The sequence below is a fragment of the Pseudomonas proteolytica genome (assembly GCF_007858275.1).
In the GTDB taxonomy this organism is placed as follows: domain Bacteria; phylum Pseudomonadota; class Gammaproteobacteria; order Pseudomonadales; family Pseudomonadaceae; genus Aquipseudomonas; species Aquipseudomonas proteolytica.
Window position 1 is genome coordinate 1 of the sequence record NZ_VFEV01000017.1, and the last position, 14,375, is coordinate 14,375.

General features: G+C 60.9%; 12 protein-coding genes. 10 read left to right on the forward strand and 2 right to left on the reverse strand.

Going from position 1 to position 14,375, the window contains the following annotated elements:
- Nucleotides 1-344: 344 nt before the first annotated feature.
- Nucleotides 345-521, forward strand: a complete 177-nt coding sequence (locus FIV38_RS29965) for a hypothetical protein (RefSeq protein WP_166647837.1) — start codon at nucleotides 345-347, stop codon at nucleotides 519-521.
- 72 nt (nucleotides 522-593) lie between these two features.
- Nucleotides 594-2,771, forward strand: a complete 2,178-nt coding sequence (locus tag FIV38_RS13825) for a mechanosensitive ion channel family protein (protein ID WP_092235038.1) — start codon at nucleotides 594-596, stop codon at nucleotides 2,769-2,771.
- Here the strand turns inward: FIV38_RS13825 and FIV38_RS13830 are convergent.
- Nucleotides 2,747-3,460: a UTRA domain-containing protein gene (locus tag FIV38_RS13830; protein ID WP_070995358.1), complete on the reverse strand. Its 714-nt coding sequence runs from the start codon at nucleotides 3,458-3,460 to the stop codon at nucleotides 2,747-2,749. The two genes, FIV38_RS13825 and FIV38_RS13830, sit on opposite strands and share 25 nt — an antisense overlap.
- A 349-nt stretch (nucleotides 3,461-3,809) precedes the next feature.
- Between FIV38_RS13830 and FIV38_RS13835 the strand changes: the two genes are divergently transcribed.
- The 6 genes from FIV38_RS13835 to FIV38_RS13860 all read left to right on the forward strand — a co-directional run bounded on the left by FIV38_RS13835 (nucleotide 3,810) and on the right by FIV38_RS13860 (nucleotide 9,142).
- Entirely contained in the window at nucleotides 3,810-4,877 is a 1,068-nt protein-coding gene (locus FIV38_RS13835) for an ABC transporter substrate-binding protein (protein WP_092235035.1), read from the forward strand.
- 158 nt (nucleotides 4,878-5,035) lie between these two features.
- Nucleotides 5,036-5,842: an alkaline phosphatase family protein gene (locus tag FIV38_RS13840; RefSeq protein WP_092235032.1), complete on the forward strand. Its 807-nt coding sequence runs from the start codon at nucleotides 5,036-5,038 to the stop codon at nucleotides 5,840-5,842.
- Nucleotides 5,839-6,684: an ABC transporter permease gene (locus FIV38_RS13845; protein WP_029292825.1), complete on the forward strand. Its 846-nt coding sequence runs from the start codon at nucleotides 5,839-5,841 to the stop codon at nucleotides 6,682-6,684. The genes FIV38_RS13840 and FIV38_RS13845 overlap by 4 nt, the downstream gene beginning before the upstream one ends.
- Nucleotides 6,671-7,471, forward strand: a complete 801-nt coding sequence (locus tag FIV38_RS13850) for an ABC transporter permease (protein ID WP_029292823.1) — start codon at nucleotides 6,671-6,673, stop codon at nucleotides 7,469-7,471. The genes FIV38_RS13845 and FIV38_RS13850 overlap by 14 nt, the downstream gene beginning before the upstream one ends.
- The gene (locus tag FIV38_RS13855; RefSeq protein WP_070995363.1) at nucleotides 7,468-8,457 is read left to right on the forward strand and encodes an ABC transporter ATP-binding protein; all 990 of its coding nucleotides are present in this window, start codon (nucleotides 7,468-7,470) and stop codon (nucleotides 8,455-8,457) included. The genes FIV38_RS13850 and FIV38_RS13855 overlap by 4 nt, the downstream gene beginning before the upstream one ends.
- 31 nt (nucleotides 8,458-8,488) lie before the next feature.
- Nucleotides 8,489-9,142 (forward strand): HAD family hydrolase, encoded by a 654-nt coding sequence (locus tag FIV38_RS13860; protein ID WP_029292818.1) that lies wholly within the window; start codon nucleotides 8,489-8,491, stop codon nucleotides 9,140-9,142.
- 169 nt (nucleotides 9,143-9,311) lie between these two features.
- On the opposite strand, the gene FIV38_RS13865 is transcribed toward FIV38_RS13860, so the two are convergent.
- Nucleotides 9,312-10,274, reverse strand: coding sequence for a zinc-binding dehydrogenase (locus FIV38_RS13865; RefSeq protein WP_092235029.1), 963 nt, complete (start codon nucleotides 10,272-10,274; stop codon nucleotides 9,312-9,314).
- A gap of 138 nt (nucleotides 10,275-10,412) precedes the next feature.
- Here FIV38_RS13865 and FIV38_RS13870 point away from each other — a divergent pair, with 138 nt between their 5' ends.
- Together FIV38_RS13870 and FIV38_RS13875 are read left to right on the forward strand one after the other, a co-directional pair.
- Nucleotides 10,413-12,494, forward strand: coding sequence for a carboxy terminal-processing peptidase (locus tag FIV38_RS13870; RefSeq protein WP_169852119.1), 2,082 nt, complete (start codon nucleotides 10,413-10,415; stop codon nucleotides 12,492-12,494).
- Between the two features lie 118 nt (nucleotides 12,495-12,612).
- The gene (locus FIV38_RS13875; RefSeq protein ID WP_029292811.1) at nucleotides 12,613-14,370 is read left to right on the forward strand and encodes a bifunctional diguanylate cyclase/phosphodiesterase; all 1,758 of its coding nucleotides are present in this window, start codon (nucleotides 12,613-12,615) and stop codon (nucleotides 14,368-14,370) included.
- The last annotated feature ends 5 nt before the right edge of the window (nucleotides 14,371-14,375 follow it).

The following is a 14,375-nucleotide window of genomic DNA, read 5'->3' on the forward strand; positions in this document are numbered from 1 at the left end:
GGATCTGTACCTATGTGACTATCCCTTGGGCAGACTTGGACGCGGCAAGAGCCGCATCCAAGCTTCAAATGTGTAAACGATGTCCCCGGTTTCAGATGTAAAGGATGTCTACGGTTCTACACCCCCGCTGGGCTGCGCAGCAGCCCCATTCAGCCTCACTGAGATCTATGAGATACAACGAGGTGGCAGGTTTTGGGGCTGCTACGCAGCCCAGCGGGACAAGCCCCCTCGCCACGACAGCGCCTGGCCACATAGCCTTCGCCCTATCTGACACACATCAACCCCACTTGCGCCAATCCAGCCTAGACTGGTAATCATCTTTCTACGACAAGGCCGTCCCCACCATGATCCCGATGTCCGCCTTCCACGCCATGCTCATCCCCATCCTCACGGGCATGATCCTGCTGGCCGTTGGCTTCAACTTCCGCGACAAAAACCTCGGTGTGTTTGGCATGTGGGTCGGCATGCTGCTGATCCTCGGCACCATCGTTTACCGGATCCTCGCAAAACTGGCCGAATAACAAATGCACTCGCAATGGGCATAGCGCCCTCGTACACTCGGTCGATCTGTCGTTTCCAAGGTTGACCGCCTCGTGCTTGCCCGTCTGTTTGCCCTGCCCTACTGCCTGCTCCTTTGCCTGCTGATCCTGTTGCCTATCGCCCCTGCCCAGGCGGTCGGCCTGCCAGGCATCCTGGGCAGCAGCACCAAAGCCCAACCACAAGCCGACGTGCCGCTGGGCCAGTCTTTGGACGAGGTGATCAAGACCCTGGAAAACGACCAGCAGCGCACCAAGCTGCTGGCCGACCTGAAGAAGCTGCGCGAAGCCACAAAAAAAGCTCAACCGGCAGCCGAGCAAGGGGTGCTGGGCTTGATCGGCGGCACCCTGGCGAGCCTGGAGCAACAACTGTCCGGCAGCGACAGCCCGCTCAATCGCTGGTCCGTCGAGTTCGACCAGGCCAAGGCCGAGTTTTCCGCCTTGATGCTGCCAGCCAGCGAATGGCTGCCAATCATCTTTGGCTTTGCCATGGTGCTGATGCTCTGGAGCCTGCTGGCGGCCGCGCTGATCTGGCTCAGCCATCGCGTGCGCCTGCGTTTTGGCCTCAGTGAAGAACTGCCCCAACACCCCAAGACCTGGGACATGCTGCGTTTTGCCCTGCGCAAACTCGGCCCCTGGCTGATTGCCCTGGTGATCACCGTCTACTTGAGCTACGCCCTGCCCTCGTCCCTGGGCAAGTCCCTGGCAATGGTCCTGGCGTACGCGCTGGTGGTCGGCACCTGTTTCTCGGCGATCTGCGTCATTGCCTTTTCCGTGCTCGACGGCCCGCACCGCCACCGGGCCCTTTATATCCTGCGCCACCAGGCGTTTCGCCCGCTGTGGCTGATCGGCAGCTTCGCCGCCTTTGGCGAGGCGCTGAGCGACCCGCGCCTGACCGAAGCCCTGGGCACCCACCTGGCACACAGCGCGGCGACCGTCGCCAATGTGCTGGCCGCACTGTCTACCGGCGTGTTTATCCTGCGTTTCCGCCGACCCATCGCGCACCTGATCCGCAACCAGCCACTGTCCCGGCGCCTGACCCGTCGCGCCTTGAGCGACACCATCGAGATCATCGGCACCTTCTGGTACCTGCCGGCGCTGCTGCTGGTGGGCATTTCGCTGTTTGCCACGTTCGTGTCCGCAGGCGACACCAGCACCGCCTTGCGCCAGTCATTGCTCTGCACGGTGTTGCTGGTGCTGTGCATGGTGATCAACGGCCTGGTGCGCCGCCATGCCCTCAAGCCTCAACGTGGGCATAAGCGCCATGCGCTGTATTCCGAACGGCTGAAAAGTTTCGTCTACACCCTGGCCCACCTGGCGGTGTGGCTGGTGTTCATCGAGCTCGGCCTGCGGGTCTGGGGCTGGTCGCTGATCCGCTTTACCGAGGGCGACGGGCATGAGATCAGCGTCAAATTGTTCGGCCTCGCGGGTACCCTGCTGTTCGCCTGGCTGATCTGGATCCTCAGCGACACCGCGATCCACCACGCCCTCACCCGCTCGCGCAAAGGCCTGGCGAATGCGCGGGCGCAGACCATGATGCCGTTGATCCGCAACGTGCTGTTCGTGACGATCTTTATCATCGCCGCCATCGTCGCCCTGGCGAACATGGGCATGAACGTCACGCCACTGCTGGCCGGTGCCGGTGTGATCGGCCTGGCCATCGGTTTTGGCGCGCAGTCACTGGTAGCGGACTTGATCACCGGCCTGTTCATCATCATCGAAGACTCCCTGGCCATCGATGACTACGTGGACGTCGGCGGCCACCTCGGCACCGTCGAAGGCCTGACCATCCGCACCGTACGCCTGCGCGATATCGATGGCATCGTGCATACCATCCCGTTCAGCGAGATCAAGAGCATCAAGAACTACTCGCGGGAGTTCGGCTATGCGATTTTCCGCGTGGCGGTGCCTGCCAGCATGGACATCGACACCGCGATCAAACTGATGCGCGACGTCGGCCAGAAGATGCGCGCCGATCCGCTGCAGCGCCGCAATATCTGGTCGCCCCTGGAGTTCCAGGGGGTGGAGAGTTTCGAGTCGGGCAACGCCATCCTGCGCGCGCGCTTCAAGACCGCGCCGATCAAGCAGTGGGAAGTGTCGCGGGCGTTCAACCTGTCGCTCAAGCGCCACCTGGATGAGGCCGGCATGGACCTGGCAATGCCGCGCTTGAGTGTGCAGGTGGTGACGGCGGCGAGTGGACCGCAGGACGCTCAGGTCACATCGACCCCGACGTGAATCGCATCATGGCGCCAGAACTCCAGGTCGCAATCGATCAGGCGCTGGTGCTGATCGTAATTGACCCGGGCGATCCGCAGCCCGGGGCTGCCTGCCGAGACCTTCAGGGCGGCTGCCGCTTCCACCTGCAATGAAGTCGGCACAATTTCAAAGCGCACGCGCCCGTAATGCAAGTCGTACTGGCGGGCGTACAACTCGGTCATCGACTCGTTCAGGTCACACGCAAGGATCCCCGGGAAATACTGAGGGTTGAGGTAGTGCTCGACATACAGCACCAACCGCCCATCAATACGTCGCCGGCGGCAGATCTGGATCACGCTCGATAGCGCCGGCAGTTGCAGCCACGCACAAACAGCGGCCGAGGCCGGTTGCAGGCGAGCCGATATGACTTCAGTGCAAGGCACCCGCCCCTGGGCGCCGACCATGGCGTGGAAGTGGCTGCGCTGCATTAGGTTATAGGCCAGCCGGGGTGGCGAAACGAACCAGCCGCGGCGCTCCTCGCGGTAGATCTGGCCTTGGGCTTCCAATTGCAGCAACGCCTCGCGCACGGTGATGCGGGTGGTACCAAACAACTCACTGAGTTTGCGCTCGGCCGGCAATTTGCTCGCCGGGCTCAATAAGCCGTGGCTGATCTGCTCTTGCAGCGCCAGGCCTATGGCTGTCACCGCTTTGGTTGCCTCATCACGCATCAACGTTACCTATCTGGACTAGGCCAGCACTGTTTGGGTGCGCCAAATGCCCCTGGAGTGGGCGACGGCTAGTGCGTGCAAGCCTAGGCATCACACATGACCGACAGATGACAGCGCCGTGCGCCGCCGTCTCACATGCCCTGCAATACATCGGCCAAGTCCAGGTATTACGGGGTCATGGCCGTGGTCTACGCTTACCCGGCAGGCGCCTGCCCAGGCGCTTTAAAAACGACATCGACATGAAACTGTCATCCAGCGCGCCTAAATTGGCTCGTGTATTGCTGACCTAGACCAAACCCACCGCGCCATCAAAAAATCGCAGCGTTGAAAACGCCCAAAGGAGCTTCGGATGAAACAGCTTTTCCTGGCATCACTGTTAGGCTCGACCATTGCCATGTGCACCGCCGCCATGGCCGCTGACACCGATTTGAAAACCCTGGAAGCTGCCGCCAAGGCAGAAGGCGCTGTGAACAGCGTCGGCATGCCCGATGACTGGGCCAACTGGAGAGGCACCTGGGAAGACCTGGCAGCCAAGTACGGCCTCAAGCACATCGACACCGACATGAGCTCGGCCCAGGAAATCGCCAAGTTCGCTGCCGAAAAAGACAATGCCAGCGCCGATATCGGCGACGTCGGTGCAGCCTTTGGGCCGATTGCGGCCACCAAGGGCGTCACGCAACCCTACAAGCCCAGCACCTGGGAACAGATCCCCGATTGGGCCAAAGATAAAGACGGTCACTGGGCACTGGCCTACACCGGCACCATCGCGTTCATCGTCAACAAAAAACTGCTGCACGGCTCCGAAGTCCCGACCAAGTGGGCAGACCTCAAGACCGGAAAATACAAGGTCTCGATTGGTGACGTGAGCACCGCCGCCCAAGCTGCCAACGGTGTATTGGCAGCCGCCCTGGCCAACGGTGGCGACGAGAAGAACATCCAGCCGGCGCTGCTGATGTTCGCCGACATTGCCAAGCAGGGGCGTATTTCCCTGGCCAACCCGACCATCGCCACCATGGAAAAAGGCGAAGTGGAAGTGGGCGTGGTCTGGGACTTCAACGGCCTGAGCTACAAGGCGAAGATGGCCAACCCGGATGACTACGTGGTGCTGATCCCATCGGATGGCTCGGTGATTTCCGGCTATACCACCATCATCAACAAATACGCCAAGCACCCGAATGCGGCCAAGCTGACCCGCGAATACATCTTCAGTGATGCCGGGCAGATCAACCTGGCCAAGGGCAATGCGCGGCCGATCCGTGCCGAACACCTGACCCTGCCCGCCGAAGTGCAGGCCAAGCTGCTGCCTAACGAACAATACAAAAACGTGACGCCCATCAAGGACCCGGCCGCCTGGGAGGCCACCTCCAAGAGCTTGCCGCAGAAGTGGCAGGAAGAAGTCATCATCAATATGCAATAAGCCCTGGGTGGGAGCTGGCTTGCTGGCGATAGCGGTATGACATTCAGCACTTGTATCGGCTGATGCACCGTTATCGCAGGCAAGCCAGCTCCCACAGTTGATCCGGTTCCAGAAGAACCACGCAATCAAGCCTAATTTGTCGCGGAGCCCCTGCCCCTATGAAGCACAACGTCATCCTTGTGGTGCTCGACGGCCTCAATTACGAGGTCGCCCGGCATGCCATGGGGCATCTCCAGGCCTACGTCGGGGCCGGGCGTGCGGCGCTGTACAAGCTGGAATGCGAATTGCCCGCCCTGTCCCGCCCGCTGTACGAATGCATCCTCACCGGCGTACCGCCGATCGACAGCGGCATCGTGCACAACCACGTCTCGCGCCTGTCCAACCAGCGCAGTATCTTCCACTACGCCAGAGCCGCCGGCCTGACTACCGCAGCGGCGGCTTACCACTGGGTCAGCGAGCTCTACAACCGCTCGCCGTTCATCGCAGCCCGGGACCGGCACACCGACGACCAAGCCCTGGCGATCCAGCACGGCCACTTCTATTGGAGCGATCATTACCCGGACGCCCACTTGTTTGCCGACGCCGAAAGCCTGCGCCTCAAGCACGCGCCGAACTTTTTGCTGGTGCACCCGATGAATATCGACGACGCCGGCCACAAGCACGGCCTCGACACCGCGCAATACCGCAACAGCGCCCGCACGGCCGACATTATCCTGGCCGACTACCTGCAAGGCTGGCTCGATGCCGGCTACCAGGTGCTGGTAACGGCCGACCACGGCATGAACAACGACCGCTCCCACAACGGCCTGTTGCCAGAGGAGCGTGAAGTCCCGCTGTTTGTCTTCGGTGATGCCTTCAGTCTCGACCCCAAGGCCCAGCCCAAGCAAACCGATATCTGCGGCACTGTCTGCGCCCTGCTTGGCGTTGCCCACGAAAAATCTGTCTGCCAGGAGCTGTTGAAGTGAGTTCAGTGATCCGTGGCAAATGGCTGGCCGCCTTGTGCCTGGTACCCTTCGCCCTGTTTTTTATCGTATTCCAGATCGCACCGCTGTTCTGGGTAATGGTCAACAGCCTGCAATCGGAAGAGTTCGGCTGGGGCCTGGCCAACTTCAGCAAGATCTTCAACTCCAAGTTCTACCTACAGGCGATCAAGCACAGCCTGGAGATCAGTTTCTACTCCAGCATCTTCGGCATCATCATCGCGTTGCTGGGCAGCTACTCGCTGCGCAAGGTGGATTCGCCGCTGCGCAACTTCGTCACCGCCTTCGCCAACATGACCAGCAACTTCTCCGGCGTACCCCTGGCCTTTGCCTTCATCATCCTGCTGGGGTTTAACGGCAGCATCACCATCATGCTCAAGCAGGCCGGGATCATTCAGGACTTCAACCTGTACTCCAAGACCGGCCTGATCATCCTGTACACCTACTTCCAGATCCCTTTGGGCGTGCTGCTGCTCTACCCGGCCTTCGACGCCCTGCGCGAAGACTGGCGTGAGTCCGCTGCGCTCCTGGGTGCCAATGGCTGGCAGTACTGGCGGCATATCGGCCTGCCGGTGCTGACGCCGGCGCTGCTGGGTACTTTCGTGATCCTGGTAGCCAACGCCCTGGGCGCCTACGCCACGGTGTACGCGTTGACCACCGGTAACTTCAACGTGCTGCCGATCCGTATCGCGGCGATGGTTTCCGGTGACATTTCCCTGGACCCGAACATGGCCAGCGCCCTGGCCGTGATCCTGGTGGCGCTGATGACCGTGGTCACCGTGGTCCATCAACTGCTGCTCAAGAGGAGCTACCATGTCTCGCGCTGAAGCCAGCCCCGTTGCCCTCTATCATCGCGTGGTGGTGTACCTGCTGTTTGCGATCCTGGTACTGCCGCTGATTGGCACCCTGGTGTACTCCCTCGCCAGTAGTTGGTCGGCCACCATCCTGCCCGCCGGCTTTACCTTCAAGTGGTATGTGCAGCTGTGGAGCGACCCGCGCTTTTTACATGCCTTTGGCCAGTCGCTGCTGGTATGCGTGGGTGCGCTGATCCTGTCGGTGGTGCTGATCCTGCCGCTGCTGTTCGTGGTGCATTACCACTTCCCCCGGCTCGATGCGCTGATGAACATCCTGATCCTTTTGCCCTTCGCCGTGCCGCCAGTGGTGTCGTCGGTGGGGCTGTTGCAGCTGTATGGCTCGGGGCCGCTGGCCATGGTCGGTACGCCGTGGATCCTGATCGGCTGCTACTTCACCGTGGCGCTGCCGTTCATGTACCGCGCGATCACCAACAACCTGCAAGCGATCAACCTGCGTGACCTGATGGACGCCGCCCAACTGCTCGGCGCCAGCACCTGGCAGGCCGCGATCCTGGTGGTGCTGCCCAACCTGCGCAAGGGTTTGATGGTCGCGTTGCTGCTGTCGTTCTCGTTCCTGTTCGGCGAGTTTGTGTTCGCCAATATCCTCGTCGGCACGCGCTACGAGACCTTGCAGGTGTACCTCAACAACATGCGCAACAGCAGCGGCCATTTCACCAGCGCCGTGGTCATTTCCTATTTCCTTTTCGTGCTGCTGCTCACTTGGGCCGCCAACCTCTTGAACAAGGACAAAAGCCAATGAGCTTCGTCAGCGTCCAGCACCTGCAAAAAAGCTACGCCGCCACCCCGGTGTTCAGTGACATCAACTGCGAGATCGCCAAGGGCGAATTCGTCACCCTCCTCGGCCCGTCCGGTTGCGGCAAGTCCACGCTACTGCGCTGCATCGCCGGCCTGACGCCGGTAGACAGCGGGCAGATCCTGCTGGACGGCCAGGACATTGTTCCGTTAAGCCCGCAGAAGCGCCATATCGGCATGGTGTTCCAGAGCTACGCGCTGTTCCCCAATATGACCGTGGAACAGAACGTCGCCTTCGGCCTGCGCATGCAGAAAGTCAATGCCGATGACAGCCACAAGCGGGTCCAGGAAGTGTTGCAACTGGTCGAGCTCAAGGACCTGGCCGGGCGCTACCCGCACCAGATGTCCGGCGGCCAGTGCCAGCGCGTCGCCCTCGCCCGCTCCCTGGTCACGCGGCCGCGCCTGCTGCTGCTTGACGAGCCGCTGTCGGCCCTGGACGCACGGATTCGCAAGCACCTGCGCGAACAGATCCGCCAGATCCAGCGCGAGCTGGGGCTGACCACCATCTTCGTGACCCACGACCAGGAAGAAGCCCTGGTCATGTCCGACCGCATCTTCCTGATGAACCAGGGCAAGATCGTGCAGAGCGGCGACGCCGAGACCCTCTACACCGCTCCGGTGGATGCCTTTGCCGCCGGTTTTATCGGCAACTACAACCTGTTGGATGCCGAGCAGGCCAGCAAGCTGTTGCAGCGCCCGGTCAACGGGCGCATCGCCATCCGCCCTGAATCCATCGAGCTCAACCGCAGTGGCGAACTGGATGCCCTGGTGCGCAGCCATAGCCTGCTGGGCAATGTGATTCGCTATCGTGTCGAGGCCCGGGGCGTGGAATTGGTGGTGGACGTACTCAATCGCTCGGCCCAGGATCTGCATGCGGATGGCCAGCGCCTGGCACTTTCTATCGATCCCGCTGCGCTGTGTGAGGTAGCCTGAGGATGCAGCGTTTATTGAGGAAGCATGACTGATGGCTTTGGTAATTTTTGATCTGGACGACACCCTGATCCACGGCGATTGCGCCACCTTGTGGAGCGAACAGATGGGCCGCCTGGGCTGGGTGGACCGTGAATCGTTCATGCGCAAGAACCATGAACTGATGTCTGCCTACAGCCGCGGCGAGTTGGCCATGGAAGAGTTCATGGACTTCAGCCTGGAACCGATGATCGGGCGCACCCCGGAAGAAGTCGCACATCTGGTAGAGCCATGGGTGGAAGATATTATCGAGCCGCTGATCTACAGCGACGCCACCAAGACCATCGCCCGCCACCGCCAGAACGGTGACCGGATCCTGGTGATCTCGGCCTCGGGCACGCACTTGGTCACGCCGATAGCGGCGCGTATTGGCATCGATGAGGTGCTGGGGATTGAACTGGACGTGGCCCATGGGGTGTACAGCGGCAAGACCGTCGGTGTACTGACCTACCGGGAAGGCAAGATCACCCGCTTGATGCAATGGCTGGAGCAGGAAGGTGAAAGCCTGGAAGGAGCGTATTTCTATTCGGATTCGCGCAATGACTTGCCGCTGTTGAGCAAGGTCGATTACCCACAGGTGGTGAACCCGGATCCTGTGCTACGGGCCCACGCTGAACAGGCGGGCTGGCCGATTCACCAGTGGACCTGACAGCGCGTTTCCTGACTTGAAACCCAATCAAAATGTGGGAGCGGGCTTGTCGGATCGCCGCACCGTCGCGAAAGCGGTGTATCAGTCGACATAGTTGTTAACTGACGACCGCTTTCGCGAGCAAGCCCGCTCCCACCCTTTTGACCCGGTTTCAATTCGGGATTGGCATTTAAGCCAGGCTTTCGTCGATCACCAGCACCAACTTCCCGGAAATCTGGTTGGTCGCCAGCTCCGCAAACGCCGCCTCGGCATCCGTGATCGCAAAGGTCTTGGCCAACTGCGGGCTCAGGCGCCCTTCACCAAACAACGGCCACACCTGCTGGCCCAGGTCGCTCAGCAGATCAGCCTTGAACTGATCATCGCGGCTGCGCAAGGTCGAGCCCAGCAACTGCACGCGCTTGGCCAGCACATGCGCCAGGTCCAACTGGGCCTCGCGCCCGCCCATCAAGCCGATCAGCACCCAACGACCGTCGCGGGCCAGGAGCTTGAGGTTGATGGCTGCATAATTGCCGCCCACCGGGTCGAGAATCACGTCGAAAGGGCCAAAATCCCCCAGGCTCTCGATGCCGTCAGTACGTACCACACCGCCCTGGGCACCGAGGTCTTCGCAGTAGGCCAGGCGATCCGCAGAGCCGACGCTGACCCAGCACGGGCTGCCAAAGGCCTTGCAAAGCTGGATCGCCGCCGAACCGACGCCACTGGCGCCCGCGTGCAACAGCACCTTTTCACCCGGCTTGAGGGCCGCCAGTTGGAACAGATTCAGCCAGGCAGTGCTGTACACCTCAGGCAAAGCGGCCGCTTCAGCCAGGGACAGGCCCTCGGGCACCGGCAGTACGTGGCGCGCGTCTACCACCACTTCCTGCGCCATGCCACCGCCGGCCAGCAGCGCACAGACCCGATCCCCCACTTGCCAGGAAGACCCGGCGCCGACCTCACTGATAACCCCGGAGCACTCCAGGCCCAGCACCTCGCTGGCACCTGGGGGTGGCGGATAGAGCCCCGCACGCTGTAATAAATCCGCCCGATTCAAGCCGGCTGCTGCCACCCGAATGCGAACTTGCCCTACATCGCACGTAGGACTCGGGGTCTCAACCCACTCCACATGACCTTCAACGCCTTGCAATGCTTTCACAGTGCCTCCATAGTGAGTCTGGACTGAGCCCGTTGCTGTAGCGCCGGGCTTTTTGCATTATGCGACCGGCCCAAATGGAACCGGCGACTTCAAAGACGGCCTAATATGCGTTATCAATTGCCCCCGCGTCGAATCAGCATGAAGCATTTGTTCCCCAGCACCGCCCTCGCTCTTTTCATTGGTCTCGGCCTGTTGCCGCTGTCGACCAATACGTTCGCAGCCAACAGCTGGGACAAACTTCAGCCTGATCGCGATGAGGTGATTGCCAGCCTTAACGTCGTCGAGTTGCTCAAGCGCCACCATTACAGCAAGCCGCCGTTGGACGACGCGCGCTCGGTGATCATCTATGACAGCTACCTCAAGCTGCTTGATCCCTCGCGCAGCTATTTCCTGGCCAGTGATGTTGCCGAGTTCGACAAGTGGAAGACCCAGTTCGACGACTTCCTCAAGAGCGGCGACCTGCAGCCTGGCTTCACCATCTACAAGCGTTACCTGGACCGTGTCAAAGCGCGTCTGGACTTCGCCCTGGGTGAGCTGAACAAAGGCGTCGACAAGCTCGACTTCACCCAGAAGGAAACCTTGCTGGTGGATCGCAAGGAGGCCCCGTGGCTGACCAGCACCGCCGCCCTGGATGACCTGTGGCGCAAACGCGTCAAGGACGAAGTCCTGCGCCTGAAGATCGCCGGCAAAGAGCCCAAGGCGATCCAGGAACTGCTGACCAAGCGCTACAAGAACCAATTGAGCCGCCTTGAGCAGACCCGCGCTGAAGATATCTTCCAGGCCTATATCAACACCTTCGCGATGTCCTACGATCCGCACACCAATTATCTGTCGCCAGATAACGCGGAAAATTTTGATATCAACATGAGTCTGTCCCTCGAAGGCATCGGTGCCGTGCTGCAAAGCGACAACGATCAGGTCAAGATCGTGCGCCTGGTGCCCGCCGGCCCTGCGGACAAGACCAAGCAGGTCGCCCCGGCCGACAAGATCATTGGCGTGGCCCAGGCCGACAAAGAGATGGTCGACGTGGTCGGCTGGCGCCTGGACGAAGTGGTCAAGCTGATCCGTGGGCCCAAAGGCAGCGTGGTGCGCCTGGAAGTGATTCCGCACACCAATGCGCCGAACGACCAGACCAGCAAAGTGGTGTCGATCACCCGCGAAGCGGTGAAGCTCGAAGACCAGGCCGTGCAGAAGAAAGTCCTCAACCTCAAGCAGGATGGCAAGGACTACAAGCTGGGCGTGATTGAGATTCCGGCGTTCTACCTGGACTTCAAGGCCTTCCGTGCCGGTGATCCGGACTACAAGAGCACCACCCGTGACGTGAAGAAAATCCTCACCGAGCTGACCAAAGAGAAGGTCGACGGTGTGGTCATCGACCTGCGCAACAACGGTGGCGGCTCGTTGCAGGAAGCTACCGAGCTGACCAGCCTGTTTATCGACAAGGGCCCTACCGTGTTGGTGCGCAACGCTGACGGCCGTGTGGATGTGCTGGAAGACGAAAACCCCGGCGCCTTCTACAAAGGCCCGATGGCGTTGCTGGTCAACCGCCTCTCGGCTTCGGCCTCAGAGATTTTCGCCGGTGCGATGCAGGACTACCACCGCGCAATGATCATCGGTGGCCAGACCTTCGGCAAAGGTACGGTGCAGACCATCCAGCCGCTCAACCATGGCGAGCTGAAGCTGACCCTGGCCAAGTTCTACCGGGTTTCCGGGCAGAGCACTCAGCATCAGGGCGTACTGCCGGACATCGATTTCCCGTCGCTCATCGACACCAAGGAAATCGGCGAAAGCGCCCTGCCCGAAGCCATGCCATGGGACACCATCCGCCCAGCCATCAAGCCCGCATCGGACCCGTTCAAGCCATACCTGGCCCAGCTCAAGGCCGAACATGACCTGCGATCCGCCAAGGATGCCGAGTTCGTGTTTATCCGCGACAAGCTGGCCCTGGCCAAGAAGTTGATGGCCGAGAAGACCGTCAGCCTCAATGAAGTGGACCGCCGCGCGCAGCACACCGATATCGAGAACCAGCAACTTGCCCTGGAAAACATCCGCCGCAAGGCCAAGGGTGAAGCCCCGCTCAAGGAGCTGAAGAAAGAAGACGAAGACGCGCTGCCGACTGAACCTGAAAAGACCAAGCCGGAAGATGATGCCTACCTGAGCGAAACCGGGCGGATTCTGCTGGACTACCTGAAAATCAGTAAGACGGTGGCCAAGCAGTAAATGATGGCAATTTAATGTTGCCGCTCCACTGAGCGTCATCAAACAGACATCATTCTGTCGTGAAATGAAGGACCGGGCGCCCCAGGCACCCGGTCCTTTTTTTTCGACCGAGATCATCATGACCATGACCGAACAGCTGAATGCCCTGGGCTCCATCCTGGCTCAGGGCAGTTTGCACAGTCTGTTCCAACCCATCATCAGTCTCTGCGAACGCCGCATCCTCGGCTACGAAGCCCTGAGCCGCGGCCCCTCCAACAGCCCGCTGCACTCGCCCCTCGCGCTGTTTAGCGTGGCGCGCCAGGCCGGACGCCTGAATGAGCTGGAGATGGCCTGCAGGCAAAGCGCCTGTAAGCGCTTCAGCGAGCAGAAGCTGCCGGGCAAGCTGTTTCTCAACGTCTCACCCGAGTCGCTGCTGGAAACCACTCATCAACCGGGGCGCACCTTGCAGATGCTGCGCGAGTACGGGATCGCACCCAGCCAGATCGTGATCGAACTCACGGAGCAAGCGCCGACCGACGATTTCCAGCTACTGCAGACCGCCCTGCACCACTATCGCGACATGGGCTTTTCAATTGCCCTGGATGACTTGGGCGCCGGTTACTCCAGCTTGCGTTTGTGGTCCGAGTTGCGCCCGGACTACGTGAAGATCGACCGGCATTTTATCGACGGCATTCACCAGGATGCGCTCAAGCGCGAGTTTGTCGGCTCCATCCTGCAGATCGCCAGGGCTTCCCGCGCGCAGGTAATTGCTGAAGGCATCGAATTGCCAGAAGAATTGGCGGTGCTCACGGAGATGGGTGTGGATCTGATCCAGGGCTACCTGCTGTGCCGTCCCCAGGAGCACCCGCCGACCGAAGCCCGGTTGATGCTGGCCAGGCCCGACAGCACCAGCGTCTCGCTCAACGAGGACGCCAGTGACCTCAGCGCCCTGCTCAACGAACAACCGGCCGTGGCCCAGGACATCGCCACGGCAAAGGTGCTGGAAGCGTTCCGCAGCCAGGCCAACCTCAACTCCCTGGCGGTCCTCGATGGGCGCGGCCAGCCCATCGGCATCGTGCATCGGCATTCGTTGTCCGACGCCCTGCTCAAGCCATTTGCCACTGATCTGTTTGCGCGCAAGCCCATCAGCCGCTTGATGAGCGACGACTTCCTGGCCGTGGAGCTGAGCCAGTCGTTGCAACAGGTCAGCCGCCTGCTGACCAGCCGCGCGCGGCAGCGCATCGAAGAAGACTTCATCATCACCCAGAACGGCAACTACCTGGGATTGGGCCGGGTGATCGACGTACTCAAGCTGATTACCGAACTGAAAATCCAGCAGGCGCGCTACGCCAACCCACTGACCCTGCTACCGGGCAATGTGCCGATCCAGCAGTGCCTGACGCGGCTGTTGCAGCAGCAGCGCGAATCCGTGATTTGCTATGTGGATATCGACAGCTTCAAGCCGTTCAACGATATCTACGGCTATGGCCGTGGCGATGAAGTGTTGCTGTGCCTGGCGCAATGCCTGAACGACCGGGTGGACCCCAGCCGCGATTTTGTCGGGCATATTGGCGGCGATGATTTTTTACTGGTGCTGGGCGCCCAGGATTGGCGCAAGCGTCTTAACCAGTTGGTGGATGATTTCCAGACCCAGTGCCGGCGTTTTTACCGCAGTGAGCATTTGGAGGCGGGATGTTTTATCGCCCTCAATCGCCAAGGGGCGCGACAGGAGTTTGCCTTGCTGTCGCTGTCTATCGGCGTGGTGCATCTGCATCCGCTGAGTTGTGGACACTTGGATGCCAGCCAGTTGGCGGAACTGGCCTCACAGGCCAAGCATCACGCCAAGAACGTGGCCGGCTACAGCATCCACGTAATCGACAGCCGCGAACTCCTGTAGGAGCC